The following is a 15,109-nucleotide window of genomic DNA, read 5'->3' on the forward strand; positions in this document are numbered from 1 at the left end:
TGCGATGACGCGCTTTGCAATACCATTACGCTTTTCGCGCGCTAAGCTGCATCCCGCCCTGCGCTGTCGGCCGCTATCGCGTCGGCGCCGGCCAGCGGCGTCGCGCACGCATCACGTGTGGCAAGCGCAACGCAACATCCGCGGATCACCCGCGCGCCGCGACGTAACGAACCGCGACGCGCGTCGCATTCACAGACTCACAGGAGCATTGACGATGAAGACCAAAGCAGCAATCGCATGGAAAGCCGGCGCCCCGTTGACGATCGAGGAAGTCGATCTGGAAGGGCCGCGCGCCGGTGAAGTCCTGATCGAAGTGAAGGCGACGGGCATCTGCCACACCGACTACTACACGCTGTCTGGTGCCGATCCCGAAGGCATCTTCCCGGCGATTCTCGGCCACGAAGGTGCGGGCGTGATCGTCGATACCGGTCCGGGCGTCGGCACGCTGAAAAAGGGCGACCACGTGATTCCGCTGTACACGCCGGAATGCCGCCAGTGCAAGTTCTGCCTCTCGCGCAAGACGAACCTGTGTCAGGCGATCCGCTCGACGCAAGGCAAGGGCTTGATGCCGGACGCCACGTCGCGTTTCTCGCTCGACGGCAAGCCGCTGTTTCACTACATGGGCACGTCCACGTTCTCGAACTACATCGTCGTGCCGGAAATCGCGGTCGCGAAGGTGCGTGAGGACGCGCCGTTCGACAAGATCTGCTACATCGGCTGCGGCGTGACGACCGGCGTCGGCGCCGTGGTGTATTCGGCGAAGGTAGAAGCGGGTGCGAACGTCGTCGTGTTCGGTCTCGGCGGCATCGGCCTGAACGTGATTCAAGGCGCGAAGATGGTCGGCGCGGACAAGATCATCGGCGTCGATATCAACCCGGGGCGCGTCGAGCTGGCGAAGAAGTTCGGCATGACCCACTTCATCAACCCGAACGAAGTCGAGAACGTCGTCGATCACATCGTGCAGCTCACCGACGGCGGCGCGGACTATTCGTTCGAATGCATCGGTAACACGAAGGTGATGCGCCAGGCGCTGGAGTGCACGCACAAGGGCTGGGGCCAGTCGTTCATCATCGGCGTGGCGGCGGCGGGCGAGGAGATCAGCACGCGTCCGTTCCAGCTGGTGACGGGCCGCGAATGGAAGGGCTCAGCCTTCGGCGGCGCGCGTGGGCGCACCGACGTGCCGAAGATCGTCGACTGGTACATGGAAGGCAAGATCAATATCGACGACCTCATCACGCACCGTCTGCCGCTCGAACGCATCAACGAGGCCTTCGATCTGATGAAGAAGGGCGAGTCGATCCGCTCGGTAGTGCTGTACTAAACGAGGAGCGTCGCGATGCTTGAACTATTGTCGTCGCATGCATGCTATGGGGGCGAGCAGCGTTTTTATCGGCACGACTCGCACATCATCGGTTTGCCGATGCGCTTCTCGGTCTATCTGCCGCCGCAGGCTCTGCAGACCGACGCGAAGGTGCCCGCGCTGTTCTATCTCGCGGGTCTGACCTGCACGGAAGAAACGTTTCCGATCAAGGCCGGCGCGCAGCGCTTCGCCGCCCAGCACGGCATCGCGCTGATCTCGCCGGACACCAGTCCGCGCGGCGCGGGCGCGCCGGGCGAAAGCGCGGCGTGGGATTTCGGCGTGGGCGCGGGCTTTTACGTCGACGCGACGCAGGAGCCGTGGGCGACGCACTACCGGATGTACTCGTACGTGCGCGACGAGTTGCGCGACGCGGTGCTCGCCAATCTGCCGGTGGATGGCGCGCGCCTCGGCGTGTTCGGGCATTCGATGGGCGGTCACGGTGCGTTGATGCTGGCGCTGCGCAATCCGCAGATCTATCGGTCGGTGTCGGCGTTCGCGCCGATTGCCGCGCCGATGCGCAGCCCGTGGGGCGAGAAGGCGTTCAGCGGCTATCTGGGCGAAGACCGCGAAGCGTGGAAGCAGTACGACGCGAGCGAGCTGGTGGCGCACGCATCGCGCAAGTTCGCGCAAGGGATTCTGGTCGATCAGGGTCTCGCGGATCAGTTTCTCGCCGGGCAGTTGAATCCGGATGTGTTCGAAGCCGCTTGCCAGAGGGCAGGGCAGCCGTTGACACTGCGCCGTCATGCGGGCTATGACCACGGCTATTACTTCATCTCGACGTTCATCGAGGATCATCTCGCCCATCACGCCAAGGCGTTGCTCGGGTGAGCTCGTCGTAGTTCGAGAGGGCGATGGCGGCGGCATGCAGATGTGCTGTCCCCATCGGCCAGGCGCGGCGCGCAAGCGGCCGATGAGCCGCTCACTGACTCAACGCCGCTTCAACAAACTTCCGCCATACACCAGCGCCGACAGCGCGGTGATCCAGAAGCTCGTCGGCCAATCGGTATAGAACGCCAGTGTCAGACCCAGCCACGCCTGCAGCAGCGCGAATACGGCGGCCAGCACGAGCCCGGTCGACAGCCGAGTCGTCATGTTCTGCGCCGCGGCGGCCGGGCCGACCATCAGCGTGAACACCAGCAGCACGCCGACGATCTGCGTGCACGCAGCCACGGCCAGCGCGGCGATCGCGAGAAACAACACCGACACCAGACGCAGCGATACGCCCTTGGCCTCAGCCAGTTCCGGCTGCAACGACGCGAACAGCAGCGGTCGCATGATCGCCGCGAGCGCCGCCAGGCTGACGATGCCCAACGCCGCGAGCACAGCGAGCGTCGACGTGTTCACGCCGAGCACGTTGCCGAACAGCAGCGCGGTGACCTGCGTCGCATACGCGGTGAAGAAGTGCAGGAACAACAAGCCGAAGCCGAGCGATAGCGACAGGATCACGCCGATCGCGACGTCGCGTCCGGCAAGCCGCTCGCCGAGCGCGCCCATGCCGACGCCCGCCGCGAGTGTGAAGCCGATCATCCCCCAGATCGGCGAGATGCCGATCAGCACCGCGCCGGTCGCGCCGGTGAAGCCGACGTGCGAGAGCGCATGGCCGGCGAAGGTCTGTCCCCGCATCACCAGAAAATAGCCCACCACACCGGCCAGCACCGCGACGATCCCCGACGCCGCGAATGCGTTCACCATGAAATCGTATTCAAACATCGTGCGTGTGTCCGTCGCGTGAGTCGTGCTGGTGGGCGTGGCTGTGCGCGTGGCCGTGCGAGTGCGAGTGGCCGGGGCCGCCGTCCTCGTCGTGTTCGTGCTCGTGATCGTGTTTCTCGACTTCGACGTCGCCCGACATCACGAAGATGCGTCCATTCACGCGCATCACGTCGATCGGCGAGCCATACAGGCGCGACAGCACCGGCCGCGTGATCACTTCGTCGACGGTGCCGAGCGCCGCCACGCCGCTGCCGAGATACAGCACGCGGTCGAGCGAGTTCAGCAGCGGATTCAGCTCATGCGCGGAAAATAGCACGGCGATGCCGAGTTCGCGCTGCACGCTTCGCACCAGTTCGACCACGCTCTTTTGATGATGCGGATCGAGGCTGATCAGCGGTTCGTCGAGCAGCAGCAGTTTCGGATTGCCGAGCAGGCATTGCGCGAGCAGCAGCCGCTGACGCTCGCCGCCCGACAGTTCCGACAACGGCCGCTCGGCCAGCGTGCGGCCGCCGACCAGATCGAGCACGCGCTCGACGTCGGCGCGCGTTTTCGCATCCGCATGCGGCAAGCCCCAGCGGTGGCCGTCGGCGGCCATCGCGACGAAATCGCGGCCGCGCACGCGCCGGCCGGCGAGCGCGCTGCGCGTCTGCGGCATATAGCCGATCGACGCATTGCCGCGTTCGACCGGCTGCCCCAGCACGCGGATCGCGCCTTGCGCCGCGGGCACGAGGCCGAGCACGGCGCGCATCAGCGTGGTTTTGCCCGCGCCGTTCGGCCCGAGCACACCGATGAATTCGCCCTGGTTCACCACGAAGCCGGTGTCGCGCAAGATCGTGCGGCCGCCGAGTTCGAGGGTCACGTGGTCGAGTTCGAGCACGGGCGTGGTGCGGGGGGCGCTTGCGGCCGCGCTTGCCGCCAGGCTGCCCGATGGGCGGCCTGACGCGCTGGCTGGCGCGTTGCGGCCAGTCGAGGTCATTGAGTTTTTCCTGTGGCGCCGGAGCTTGCCGATTTTGCCGCTTTCGCATTGTTCGCACCGCTCGCACCGTTCGTGCCGCCCGCGGCCAGCGCCGCGCTGAGCGCGTCGAGCTGCGTGAGCATCCACGTCTGATAGGTCTTACCGGCCGGCAGGGTTTCGGTGACGCTCATGGTCGGCACCTGCGATTGCTGCGCGAGCTTCAACATGCGTCGGGTCAGGGCCTCGGTTGCCTGGCTGTTATAGATCAGAACGCGTACGCGCTTCTCGCGCAGATCGCGTTCGAACGCGGCGATATCGGCCGCGCTGGCTTCGGTGTCGTTCATGACGGCGAGCTGGAAGCGCTGATTGCGCATCGTCAGCCCCACCGCGTCCGACATATAGCCGAACACCGGCTCGGTCGCCGTGACCGGCACGCCCGCATAGCGGCCATGCAGTTCGGCGACCTTGGCGTCGATCGGCTTGAGCGAAGCGAGAAACTTCGCGAGGTTCGCATCGTACGCCGACTTGTGCGCCGGGTCAGCCGCGACGAGCGCGTCGCTCACCGCGCGCGCCACTTTCGGCATGGTCGCCGGGTCGTACCAGAGGTGCGGATTATCGCCGCTCTTCCTGCCGGTGAGGTCGGCGGCGACGATCGTGGTGCGCTTTGCGCCTTGCGAGGCAGCGAGCAGTTTCGCCATCCACGGATCGTAGTCGGCGCCGTTATAGACCACAAGGCTCGCATGTTGCAACGCGCGCGCGGTCGTTGGGCTCGCTTCGAACAGATGCGGGTCCTGGTCCGGATTGCTGAGGATGCTTGTCACGGCGACGCGATCGCCGCCCAACTGCTGCACCACGTCGCCATAAAAATTCTCCGCGGCGACGACCGGGATTTTCGCGTCGGCGGCCATCGCGCCGTGGCCGAATGCAAACGCCGCCGCGCCTGCGGCCAGGTACTTGGAGAGTTTCAGCGCACGGCGCGCCCCGATCAACATCGAGCCGATTTTTTTCATCGTTGTTTCCTGCTGCGTGAGGGTTGAGTGGGTCACAAATCTGAGTGGGTCACAAATCTGAGTGGGTCACAAATGCCGGGATGGGTTGTGGCGGCTGGCGGCTGGGGCGAGTTCGCCCACCGGGTCCTGCGCGGTTCGATGCGCCGCCTGTGCCATCGCGGCTTCATGCATGCGGCTGTGATGCGTGGTTTTGAGTGGGCGTTCGTGTCCGGCGTCATCCACTGCCTCATACACCTCGTACGGAAGCCTCATACCGAAGCCCCGGCAGGCCGCGCGGCGCGGGCGCACACGGCACACAGGCCGCTCAGCTCGATCACCTGCCGATGCACCTCGAAACCATGCGCCGGCGCGCTATGCGACAACTGGTCGGCAAGATCGTCGCCGGGAATCTCGACGGTCGCGCCGCAGCCGTCGCACATCAAAAACTGGCTGCGGTGCGGCACGCCGATCTCACAGCAGGCGACGTAGGCGTTCTTCGATTCGATCCGGTGGACGAAGCCGTGCGCGAGCAGAAATTCGAGCGCGCGGTACACGGTCGTGGGCGGCATCCGTCCGCGCTGCGGCGCGAGCGCATCGAGCAGTTCGTACGCCCCGACCGGCCGCTCGCTGGCGACGATCGCCGCATACACCTGACGCCGCAGCGGCGTCAGCGCGAGTCCGTGCAACGCGGCGTGCGCTTGCGCATGCGCAAGCCGCACGGCATGGTGTTCTGCAATCGACGTGGCCATCGGCGTAGACCTCCCTGGCGGCAAAGGCTTCGAATGAAGCAAGGTCGAAATGATATAACGTATCTCGAATTTTTGTCAGTGGCGTGCACGGAATGTGATTTGCCGGCCAACGCTCGCCGCCATTGCCTGGCTGAGGGCGGCGCGCCGTGCGCGGGGCTCCTGTCGCGCTGCACCATCGAAATCTGGTCGAGTGCCTTGACATGGCCCGGTCCGTATCCGATCATTCGATCACTAACAGAGCAATTGTTCGCGCAATGAGCGTTCGCTCACTGCGCCTCAAAAAGCAGAACGAACCGGAGACATGCGGTGGCGGCACGATTGCAAGACAAGGTGGCCATTCTGACGGGGGCGGCCAGCGGCATCGGAGAAGCGGTGGCCCGGCGCTATCTGGACGAGGGCGCGCGCTGCGTGCTGGTCGACGTGAAGCCGGCCGGCAGTTTCGGCGACGCGCTGCGCGCCGCCTACGGCGAGCGCGTGCTGAGCGTCAGCGCCGACGTCACCCGCCGCGACGACATCGACCGGATTCTTGCGAGCACGCTCGCGCGATTCGGCCAGGTCGACATTCTGTTCAACAACGCGGCGCTCTTCGATATGCGCCCGATCCTCGATGAATCCTGGGACGTGTTCGACCGCCTCTTCGCGGTCAACGTGAAGGGCATGTTCTTCCTCATGCAAACCGTCGCGCGCCAGATGGTCGAGCAGGGCCGTGGCGGCAAGATCATCAACATGTCGTCGCAAGCGGGGCGGCGTGGCGAGGCGCTGGTGTCGCACTACTGCGCGACCAAGGCGGCGGTGTTGAGCTACACGCAATCCGCGGCGCTCGCCCTCGCGCCGCACCGGATCAACGTGAACGGCATCGCGCCGGGCGTCGTCGATACGCCGATGTGGAAGGAAGTCGACGCGCTCTTCGCCCGCTATGAAAACCGGCCGCTCGGCGAGAAGAAGCGGCTCGTCGGCGAAGCGGTGCCGCTCGGCCGCATGGGCGTGCCGGACGATCTCACCGGCGCCGCGCTATTTCTCGCTTCCGCGGACGCTGATTACATCACCGCGCAAACCCTGAACGTCGACGGCGGCAACTGGATGAGTTAGGCGAATGCGCCCGGCGCAGGTACTCCAAACCCGCGCGCACCATCGCCATTTCCGTAAAACAAACGCAGCACCACATAACGCACGAGAAAGGAGACAACACATGAAACCTGCATTCAAATCCACGCTGAAGGCGGTCAGCGCCGGCGCGGCAGCATGCTTTGCGTTGAGCGCGTCGGCGGCCACGGTGACGATCGCGACGTTGAACAACCCGGACATGATCGAGCTGAAGAAGCTCTCGCCCGCGTTCGAAAAAGCGAACCCGGACATCAAGCTGAACTGGGTGATTCTCGAAGAAAACGTGCTGCGCCAGCGCGCCACGACCGACATCACCACCGGCAGCGGCCAGTTCGACGTAATGACGATCGGCGCCTATGAAACGCCGCAATGGGGCAAGCGCGGCTGGCTCACGCCGCTCACCAATCTGCCCGCCAGCTACGATCTGAACGACGTCGTGAAGACGGCCCGCGACGGCCTGTCGAGCGGCGGCCAGCTATACGCGTTGCCGTTCTACGTGGAAAGTTCGATGACGTATTACCGCAAGGATCTGTTCGACAAGGCCGGCCTGAAAATGCCCGACCAGCCGACCTATGACCAGATCGCGCAATTCGCCGACAAGCTCACCGACAAAGCCAACGGCCAGTACGGCATCTGCCTGCGCGGCAAGGCGGGCTGGGGCGAGAACATGGCGTACGGCACGACGGTGGTGAACACCTTCGGCGGCCGCTGGTTCGACGAGAAGTGGCACGCACAGCTCACGTCGCCGGAATGGAAGAAGGCGATTACGTTCTACGTCGATCTGCTGAAGAAAGACGGCCCGCCGGGAGCAAGCTCGAACGGCTTCAACGAAAACCTCACGCTGATGTCGTCGGGCAAGTGCGCGATGTGGATCGACGCGACGGTCGCGGCCGGCATGCTCTACAACAAGCAGCAATCGCAGATCGCGGACAAGGTCGGTTTCGCCGCGGCGCCGATCGCGGTCACGCCGAAGGGTTCGCACTGGCTGTGGGCGTGGGCGCTGGCGATTCCGAAGTCGTCGAAGCAGCCCGACGCGGCGAAGAAGTTCATCACGTGGGCGACGTCGAAGGAATACATCGAACTGGTCGCGAAGGATGAAGGCTGGGCCTCTGTGCCGCCAGGAACGCGACAGTCGACCTATGCGCGCCCCGAGTACCAGAAGGCCGCACCGTTCGGCGGGTTCGTGCTGAAGGCGATCGAAACGGCGGACCCGGAACATCCGACACTGAAACCCGTGCCGTACACGGGTGTGCAGTTCGTCGGGATTCCTGAGTTCCAGTCGTTCGGCACCGTGGTCGGTCAGAGCATCTCCGGTGCGATCGCCGGTCAGATGACGGTCGATCAGGCGCTGGCGGCGGGCAACGCCACCGCGGATCGCGCGGTGAAGCAGGCCGGCTATCAGAAGTAACGTAACTCCGCCACTTCAGAACGTGGCACGCGCCGGCTGACGCCCGTCAGCCGGCTCACGCAGCACAGCGGGGCCGTCCCGGCCGCGAGCGAGCGTTGTGGCGTCGCACGATGCCGCGGCGTTTCGTGCGGCTCAAACGGACGCCCCCGCGCATTACCGAACAGGTGGTCAATCATGCGTCCTTTGCGCCTACCTCTCATGCATGCCCAGCCCCAGACCGAAAAAGAACGCGAAATCCGTCAAGCCAATTCGGCCCGCTGGCTGGTGTCGCCATCGGTCGCCGTGCTGGTGCTGTGGATGACGATTCCACTCGCGATGACGATCTGGTTTTCGTTCTCGCGCTACAACCTGCTGAATCCGGATCTGCGCGGCTTCGCCGGCCTCGACAACTACCGCTACCTCGCGAGCGACCCGTCGTTCTGGCCGTCGATTGCCAACACGCTCGAACTGATCGTCTCGGTGCTGGTGATCACGGTGGTCGGCGGCGTACTGATGGCGATCCTGTTCGACCGCAAGTTTTACGGCCAGGGTGTCGCGCGGCTGCTCGCCATCGCGCCGTTCTTCGTGATGCCGACCGTGAGCGCGCTGATCTGGAAGAACATGATCCTGCATCCGGTGTACGGGCTCGTCGCGCAGGGCATGCGCGCGATCGGCCTGCAGCCGATCGACTGGTTCGCCGTCTATCCGCTCACGGCGGTGATCATGATCGTCGCGTGGCAGTGGCTGCCGTTCGCGTTCCTGATTCTGTTCACGGCGATCCAGTCGCTCGATCAGGAGCAGAAAGAGGCGGCCCGCATCGACGGCGCGGGTCCGTTCTCGATGTTCTTCTACATCACGCTGCCACACCTGAGACGCGCGATCGCGGTGGTGGTGATGATGGAAACGATTTTCCTGCTGTCGATCTTCGCCGAAATCTATACGACCACGGGCGGCGGTCCGGGCACTGCGACCACCAATCTGTCATACCTGATCTTTTCGCTGGGCCTGCAACAGTTCGACGTCGGTCTCGCGTCCGCCGGCGGCATTCTCGCTGTCGTGCTGGCCAACATCGTGTCGTTCTTCCTCGTGCGGATGCTCGCGAAGAACCTGAAAGGGGAGTACGAAAAATGAGCCATGTTGCCTCTACTCCGGCGTCCTCGACGACGCCGATGACCGTGCCGACCAAGTCGCCGTTCGAAGCAATCCGTCGCGCTATCCCCGGCGTGATCGCCTGGCTCGTCGCGCTGCTGCTGTTCTTCCCGATCTTCTGGATGACGATCACCGCATTCAAGACCGAGCAGCAGGCGTACTCGTCGTCGCTCTTTTTCGTGCCGACGCTCGAGAGCTTTCGCGAAGTGTTCGCACGCAGCAATTACTTTTCGTTCGCGTGGAATTCGGTGCTGATCTCGGTGGGCGTCACCGTGCTGTGTTTGATTCTCGCGGTGCCCGCCGCGTATGCGATGGCGTTCTTTCCGACGCGCCGCACGCAGAAAGTGCTGCTGTGGATGCTGTCGACCAAGATGATGCCGTCGGTCGGCGTGCTCGTGCCGATCTACCTGCTGTGGAAAAACAGCGGCCTGCTCGATACGGTGTCGGGTCTGGTAATCGTCTATACGCTGATCAATCTGCCGATCGCGGTATGGATGTCGTTCACGTACTTCGCCGAAATTCCGCGCGACATTCTCGAAGCAGGGCGCATCGACGGCGCCGCGACCTGGCAGGAAATCGTCTATCTGCTGATGCCGATGTCGTTGCCCGGTCTCGCATCCACCGCGCTGCTGCTCGTGATCCTTTCGTGGAACGAAGCGTTCTGGAGCATCAATCTGTCGAGTTCGAACGCTGCGCCGCTCACGGTGTTCATCGCGTCGTATTCGAGTCCTGAAGGGCTGTTCTGGGCCAAGCTGTCGGCGGCTTCGCTGCTGGCGGTCGCGCCGATCCTGATCGTCGGCTGGCTGTCGCAGAAGCAACTGGTGCGCGGCCTCACGTTCGGGGCGGTCAAATGACGGCGGGAGCAAATGGGGGCGCGTTGACAAGCAACTACGCGTTGATCTGCGATTGCGACGGCGTGCTGATCGACAGCGAAGCCGTCGCGGCGCGCATGCTGGTGCACGAACTCGAAGCGCGCTGGCCCGATGCCGACGTCGAACCGGTGGTGCTGCCGCTGCTCGGACTGCGAATCGAGAAGGTGTTGCAGAGCACGGCGGCGCAACTCGGCAAAAGCCTTGGCGTTGCCGAGATCGACGCGATCCGCCGCGCGGTGGAAGCCGCCGCGATCGAAGCGCCGGCGGTCGAAGGCATCGAGGCTGCGCTCGCCCAGGTGCCGCTCGTCAAGGGCTGCGCGAGCAACAGCTTCCGGCCTTACGTGCAAACCGTGCTGACGCGCACGGGTCTCGTGCGCTTTTTCGGCGAGCGGCTGTTCTGCGCCGACGCGGTGCCGAATCCGAAGCCCGCCCCCGACGTCTATCTGGCGGCGGCGCGCGGACTCGGGCTCGCGCCTTGCGCGTGCCTCGTGGTCGAGGACAGCGTGACGGGCGTGACGGCGGCGAGCGCGGCGGGCATGACGGTGCTCGGTTTCATCGGCGGAGGTCATGCGAGCGACGCGCAGATCGACAAGCTGCATGCGGCGGGCGCGCGCCACGTATTTGACGACATGCGGCAGTTGCCGGACATCGTCGCGCAATGGACGCTGAGCGTGACGGCGGCGGCGCCCTGAGCGAAAGCCCGGATCACGGCGGCCAATGGTGAGCGGTCAAGGGTCGACGGGCAGGCATCGAACGCACACTGCAACACAGAGCACACACAGCATTACACGGAGACACATCATGGCAAGCGTAACTCTGCGCAACATCAGAAAGGCCTACGACGACAACGAAGTGATGCGCGACATCAACCTCGACATCGCCGACGGCGAGTTCGTCGTGTTCGTGGGCCCGAGCGGCTGCGGTAAATCGACCTTGATGCGGATGATCGCCGGTCTCGAAGACATCAGCGGCGGCGACCTGACCATCGACGGCATGCGCGTGAACGACGTGCAGCCCGCCAAGCGCGGCATCGCGATGGTGTTCCAGTCGTACGCGCTGTATCCGCACATGACGCTATACGACAACATGGCGTTCGGCCTGAAGCTCGCCGGCACCAAGAAGCCCGAGATCGACGCGGCCGTGCGCAACGCCGCGAAGATCCTCCACATCGACCATCTGCTCGATCGCAAGCCGAAGCAGTTGTCCGGCGGCCAGCGCCAGCGCGTGGCGATCGGCCGCGCGATCACGCGCAAGCCGAAGGTGTTCCTGTTCGACGAACCGCTGTCGAACCTCGACGCCGCGTTGCGCGTGAAAATGCGCCTCGAATTCGCGCGTCTGCACGACGAGCTGAAGACCACGATGATCTACGTGACGCACGATCAGGTCGAAGCGATGACGCTGGCCGACAAGATCGTCGTGCTGTCGGCGGGCAATCTCGAACAGGTCGGCAGCCCGACCATGCTGTATCACGCGCCCGCCAACCGCTTCGTCGCGGGCTTCATCGGCTCGCCGAAGATGAACTTCATGGAAGGTGTCGTGCAGTCGGTCACCCACGACGGGGTCACGGTGCACTACGAAACCGGCGAGACGCAACGCGTCGCGGTGGAACCGGGCTCAGTCAAGCAGGGCGACAAGGTGACGGTCGGCATCCGCCCCGAACACCTGCACGTGGGCATGACCGACGACGGCATCTCGGCCCGCACGATGGCCGTCGAATCGCTCGGCGACGCGGCGTATCTGTATGCGGAATCGAGCGTCGCGCCGGACGGACTGATCGCGCGGATTCCGCCGCTCGAACGGCACGCAAAGGGCGAAGTGCAAAAGCTCGGCGCCACGCCCGAGCACTGCCATCTGTTCGACAGCGAAGGCAAAGCATTCCAGCGTAAGATCGTTGAAGTGCTGGCCGCGTGACGCGATGGAAAGCGGCGGGCGCGCCGCTTTCCTTTCCACCACGCTGCGGGGAACGCTCATGTCCGCCTACGTCGTCATCACGCGCGAGAAAACGCTCGACCCTGCGAAGGTGGAAGCATACAAACAGGTCGCGCCGGCCACCTTCGACCAGCGGCCGGTCGTGATGCTGGCGAGCCATGGGCGTAGGGAAGTGCTGGAGGGGCCCGCGCTCGAAGACATCCTCATTCTCGAATTCACCGGCTACGACGAAGCACTCGCGTGGTATCGCAGTCCCGCGTATCAGGCGCTCAGCGAAACGCGGCTGCAGGGCGGCGATTACCGGATCATCGTCACCGAAGGTTTGCCGCAGATCTAGCGCCTCGGTGCGCTTGCCGCCAGCGTCATGCTTCCAACGCGGCGCGCGCGCACAACTCGTCGGTCACCAGTCCCGACAACCAGCCGCCCTTGAGCACCGCGATCAGCGCTTCACGCTTGCGCTGGCCGCCGGCGAAACCAATCGTCGGCCGATGCGGCGGCGTATCGAGCGCGATGCTCGTCACACGCCGGCCGGTGGGCGATTCGACATGCGCGCCGGCCGCGTCGATTGGCAGTCCGAGCATTTCGGCCACGGCGCCGTTGTGCATCAATTCCTTCACTTCCGCCGACGTGATGAAGCCGTCTTCATGCAGCGGACATTTCGGCCCGATATTGCCGATCCCGACGAACGCGACATCGGCCTGCGCCGAGAGCGACTCGACGATCCGGTACAGCCGGTGATTGCACCACTGCGCACGCTCGGCCTCGCTATCGGCAAGCAGCGGCGCGGGCAGCAGAAAATACTTGCCGCCCGTCTTTTCCGAAATGTGCAGCGCGACGTCGTAGCGGTTCGAGGAGCCGTCCTGCGCGATCGCCCCGACCATCGACACCAGCCGATGCTGCGGACGGTCCAGCTGGGCGATCTGATCGACCGCGGCCTTCAGCGTGCGGCCGCTGCTCACCGCGACCACCATCGGTTTTTCGGCGCCGAGATAGCGCTCCATCACCTGCGCGCCGGCCACCGCCAGCTTGCGGTCGACTTCGTCGCTCGTGTCGCCGTCGATCGGCACCACTTCGCACATGCTCAGGCCGTAGCGCTTCGACAGTTGATCGGCGAGCGACAGACAGTCGGCCAGTTTGTGATCGACGCGCACGCGAATCAGATTCTTTTCCACCGCGAAGGCGACGAGCCGTTGCGCGACCGGACGTGAGACCTGCAGCTTCTCGGCGATTTCGTTCTGGGTATTGCCTGCGACGTAGTAGAGCCACGCGGCGCGGGTAGCAAGGTCTAGTTTTTCTGAGGACTTGGGCACGGTAACGGCTCGCTTGAAGTGCGCCGATGATAGCAGCCGGCCGGCGCCGCTCAGCGCCACCCGGCCGTGGCTGCCGCCAGTTCAGGCGAGCGGCGCGCGCGCCGGGTCGAACAGCGGCCGCACGTGACGATATAGCGCGCGGTACGCTTCGAGCCGCGTGCGCAGTTCGGCATGGCGGCGCGGATTCGGCGTGAACTCCTTTTCGATCGGCGGCTTGCTCAGCACGGTGGCCGGATCTCCGCCGGCGGCCAGCCAGCCGAGCCGCGCCGCGCCGAGCGCCGCACCGGTTTCGCCGCCGCCGTGCTTGCGCGTCGCGGTGTCGAGTGCATCGGCCAGCAACTGCGCCCAGTAGTCGCTGCGCGCGCCGCCGCCGAGCAGCGACAGCGCTTTCGCCTCGGTGCCGGCCGCGCGCAACGCGTCGAGCCCGTCGGTGAGCGCGAGCGTCACGCCTTCGAGCACCGCATAGCCGAGCAGCGCGCGATCGGTCGCGTGATTCATGCCGAAGAACACGCCTTGCGCATACGGGTCGTTGTGCGGCGTGCGTTCACCCGATAAATACGGCAGGAACAGCGGCGCGGTGCTCAGCGCGTCGGCGGGCAGCGCCTCGATTTCGGCGAGCAGGGTGGGCTCGTCGGTCGAGGTGAGCTTGCAGACCCAGCGCAGACAACTCGCCGCCGACAACACCACGCTCATCTGATGCCAGCGATCGGGAATCGCATGACAGAACGCGTGCACGGCAGATGCCGGGTTCGGCCGGAAACTGTCGCCGACCACGCACAGCACGCCCGACGTGCCGAGCGACACGAAGCCGTCGCCCGGTTGCGTCGCGCCGATGCCGATCGCGCTGGTGGCGTTGTCGCCGCCGCCCGCCGCGACGATCACGCCGTCGCTCAGGCCGAATTCGCGCGCGACCGACGGCAGCAGCGTGCCGGACGGCGCGCTGCCTTCGGCGAGGCTCGGCATCTGCGCCCGCGTCATGTTGCAGGCGGCGAGCAACGAGTCCGACCAGTCGCGCTTGGCGACATCGAGCCACAACGTGCCGGCCGCATCCGACGGGTCGGACACCTTGCCGCCCGTCAGTTGCAGGCGCAGATAGTCCTTCGGCAGCAGCACGCAGGCGGTCCGCGCGAAAATCTCCGGCTCATGGCGCGCGACCCACAGCAGCTTCGGCGCGGTGAAACCCGGCATCGCCAGGTTGCCCGCCACGCCATGCAGATCCGGCGCACGCGCGGTCAGTTCCGCGCACTCTTTGTCGCTGCGCATGTCGTTCCACAGAATCGCGGGCCGCAGCACGCGGTCCTCGGCATCGAGCAGCACCGCGCCGTGCATCTGTCCCGAGAGACCGATGCCGCGAATCTGCGCGAACTCGTCGGGATGGCGCTCGCGCAACGCGGCGAGCGCCGAGCGCGTACCCGTCCACCAGTCCTCGGGATTCTGCTCGGCCCAGCGCTGATGCGGACGCGAAACGGTAAAGGGGGAGCCTGCAGTGCCGATCACGCGTCCATCGGAGGCGAGCAGCAGAACTTTCACTTCGGACGTGCCGAGGTCGATGCCGAGATACATGGGCGCGAAACCTTCGTCGTTAGGGATGCGCT

At 65.1% G+C, this 15,109-nt stretch carries 15 protein-coding genes; 9 read left to right on the forward strand and 6 right to left on the reverse strand.

Annotated elements, in window-relative coordinates; translation table 11 throughout:
• The first annotated feature begins 214 nt into the window (after positions 1-214).
• Complete coding sequence (locus tag HV770_RS04100) at positions 215-1,321, forward strand: S-(hydroxymethyl)glutathione dehydrogenase/class III alcohol dehydrogenase (RefSeq protein ID WP_175158212.1); 1,107 nt, start codon at positions 215-217, stop codon at positions 1,319-1,321.
• A gap of 15 nt (positions 1,322-1,336) precedes the next feature.
• Positions 1,337-2,188 carry an S-formylglutathione hydrolase gene (gene fghA / locus HV770_RS04105; protein ID WP_175158213.1) on the forward strand — a complete coding sequence of 284 codons (852 nt, stop codon included), beginning with the start codon at positions 1,337-1,339 and terminating at the stop codon, positions 2,186-2,188.
• Between the two features lie 99 nt (positions 2,189-2,287).
• Here the strand turns inward: fghA and HV770_RS04110 are convergent, their stop codons facing one another.
• The 4 genes from HV770_RS04110 to HV770_RS04125 form a co-directional block, all read right to left on the reverse strand.
• Positions 2,288-3,070, reverse strand: a complete 783-nt coding sequence (locus tag HV770_RS04110) for a metal ABC transporter permease (RefSeq protein WP_175158214.1) — start codon at positions 3,068-3,070, stop codon at positions 2,288-2,290.
• The gene (locus tag HV770_RS04115; RefSeq protein WP_175158215.1) at positions 3,063-4,046 is read right to left on the reverse strand and encodes an ABC transporter ATP-binding protein; all 984 of its coding nucleotides are present in this window, start codon (positions 4,044-4,046) and stop codon (positions 3,063-3,065) included. Before HV770_RS04115 ends, HV770_RS04110 begins: the two co-directional genes overlap by 8 nt.
• Positions 4,043-5,035, reverse strand: coding sequence for a metal ABC transporter solute-binding protein (locus HV770_RS04120; RefSeq protein WP_175158216.1), 993 nt, complete (start codon positions 5,033-5,035; stop codon positions 4,043-4,045). Before HV770_RS04120 ends, HV770_RS04115 begins: the two co-directional genes overlap by 4 nt.
• Positions 5,036-5,283: 248 nt before the next feature.
• A complete protein-coding gene (locus HV770_RS04125; RefSeq protein ID WP_175158217.1) occupies positions 5,284-5,763 on the reverse strand; it encodes a Fur family transcriptional regulator in 480 nt (159 codons plus the stop codon).
• A 306-nt stretch (positions 5,764-6,069) separates the two neighbouring features.
• Between HV770_RS04125 and HV770_RS04130 the strand changes: the two genes are divergently transcribed.
• The 7 genes from HV770_RS04130 to HV770_RS04160 all read left to right on the forward strand — a co-directional run bounded on the left by HV770_RS04130 (position 6,070) and on the right by HV770_RS04160 (position 12,541).
• Positions 6,070-6,852: an L-iditol 2-dehydrogenase gene (locus HV770_RS04130; protein ID WP_175158218.1), complete on the forward strand. Its 783-nt coding sequence runs from the start codon at positions 6,070-6,072 to the stop codon at positions 6,850-6,852.
• 100 nt (positions 6,853-6,952) lie between these two features.
• A complete protein-coding gene (locus HV770_RS04135; RefSeq protein WP_175158219.1) occupies positions 6,953-8,275 on the forward strand; it encodes an ABC transporter substrate-binding protein in 1,323 nt (440 codons plus the stop codon).
• A gap of 174 nt (positions 8,276-8,449) precedes the next feature.
• The gene (locus HV770_RS04140) at positions 8,450-9,385 is read left to right on the forward strand and encodes a carbohydrate ABC transporter permease (protein WP_175158220.1); all 936 of its coding nucleotides are present in this window, start codon (positions 8,450-8,452) and stop codon (positions 9,383-9,385) included.
• Positions 9,386-9,423: 38 nt separating this feature from the next.
• Positions 9,424-10,257, forward strand: a complete 834-nt coding sequence (locus tag HV770_RS04145) for a carbohydrate ABC transporter permease (protein ID WP_246290716.1) — start codon at positions 9,424-9,426, stop codon at positions 10,255-10,257.
• Positions 10,254-10,967: an HAD family hydrolase gene (locus tag HV770_RS04150; protein ID WP_175158222.1), complete on the forward strand. Its 714-nt coding sequence runs from the start codon at positions 10,254-10,256 to the stop codon at positions 10,965-10,967. Before HV770_RS04145 ends, HV770_RS04150 begins: the two co-directional genes overlap by 4 nt.
• Positions 10,968-11,076: 109 nt before the next feature.
• On the forward strand, positions 11,077-12,186 hold the full coding sequence (locus HV770_RS04155) for an ABC transporter ATP-binding protein (RefSeq protein ID WP_175158223.1): 1,110 nt from the start codon (positions 11,077-11,079) through the stop codon (positions 12,184-12,186).
• 58 nt (positions 12,187-12,244) lie between these two features.
• Positions 12,245-12,541, forward strand: a complete 297-nt coding sequence (locus tag HV770_RS04160; protein ID WP_175158224.1) for a DUF1330 domain-containing protein — start codon at positions 12,245-12,247, stop codon at positions 12,539-12,541.
• A gap of 25 nt (positions 12,542-12,566) precedes the next feature.
• Here the strand turns inward: HV770_RS04160 and HV770_RS04165 are convergent, their stop codons facing one another.
• Both HV770_RS04165 and xylB read right to left on the reverse strand, forming a co-directional pair.
• Positions 12,567-13,514, reverse strand: coding sequence for a sugar-binding transcriptional regulator (locus tag HV770_RS04165; RefSeq protein ID WP_175158225.1), 948 nt, complete (start codon positions 13,512-13,514; stop codon positions 12,567-12,569).
• An 81-nt stretch (positions 13,515-13,595) separates the two neighbouring features.
• Positions 13,596-15,077 carry a xylulokinase gene (gene xylB, locus HV770_RS04170; RefSeq protein ID WP_175158226.1) on the reverse strand — a complete coding sequence of 494 codons (1,482 nt, stop codon included), beginning with the start codon at positions 15,075-15,077 and terminating at the stop codon, positions 13,596-13,598.
• Positions 15,078-15,109 lie beyond the last annotated feature (32 nt).

The organism is Paraburkholderia fynbosensis (genome assembly GCF_902859935.1).
GTDB lineage: Bacteria > Pseudomonadota > Gammaproteobacteria > Burkholderiales > Burkholderiaceae > Paraburkholderia > Paraburkholderia fynbosensis.

Excerpts from the sequence above, each read along its gene's own strand:
- xylB (WP_175158226.1), bottom strand. The coding sequence starts at position 15,077 with ATGTATCTCGGCATCGACCTCGGCACGTCCGAAGTGAAAGTTCTGCTG.
- HV770_RS04160 (WP_175158224.1), top strand. The coding sequence starts at position 12,245 with ATGTCCGCCTACGTCGTCATCACGCGCGAGAAAACGCTCGACCCTGCG.
- HV770_RS04140 (WP_175158220.1), top strand. The coding sequence starts at position 8,450 with ATGCGTCCTTTGCGCCTACCTCTCATGCATGCCCAGCCCCAGACCGAA.
- HV770_RS04150 (WP_175158222.1), top strand. The coding sequence starts at position 10,254 with ATGACGGCGGGAGCAAATGGGGGCGCGTTGACAAGCAACTACGCGTTG.
- HV770_RS04155 (WP_175158223.1), top strand. The coding sequence starts at position 11,077 with ATGGCAAGCGTAACTCTGCGCAACATCAGAAAGGCCTACGACGACAAC.
- HV770_RS04125 (WP_175158217.1), bottom strand. The coding sequence starts at position 5,763 with ATGGCCACGTCGATTGCAGAACACCATGCCGTGCGGCTTGCGCATGCG.
- HV770_RS04120 (WP_175158216.1), bottom strand. The coding sequence starts at position 5,035 with ATGAAAAAAATCGGCTCGATGTTGATCGGGGCGCGCCGTGCGCTGAAA.
- HV770_RS04135 (WP_175158219.1), top strand. The coding sequence starts at position 6,953 with ATGAAACCTGCATTCAAATCCACGCTGAAGGCGGTCAGCGCCGGCGCG.
- fghA (WP_175158213.1), top strand. The coding sequence starts at position 1,337 with ATGCTTGAACTATTGTCGTCGCATGCATGCTATGGGGGCGAGCAGCGT.
- HV770_RS04145 (WP_246290716.1), top strand. The coding sequence starts at position 9,424 with ATGACCGTGCCGACCAAGTCGCCGTTCGAAGCAATCCGTCGCGCTATC.
- HV770_RS04115 (WP_175158215.1), bottom strand. The coding sequence starts at position 4,046 with ATGACCTCGACTGGCCGCAACGCGCCAGCCAGCGCGTCAGGCCGCCCA.
- HV770_RS04110 (WP_175158214.1), bottom strand. The coding sequence starts at position 3,070 with ATGTTTGAATACGATTTCATGGTGAACGCATTCGCGGCGTCGGGGATC.
- HV770_RS04100 (WP_175158212.1), top strand. The coding sequence starts at position 215 with ATGAAGACCAAAGCAGCAATCGCATGGAAAGCCGGCGCCCCGTTGACG.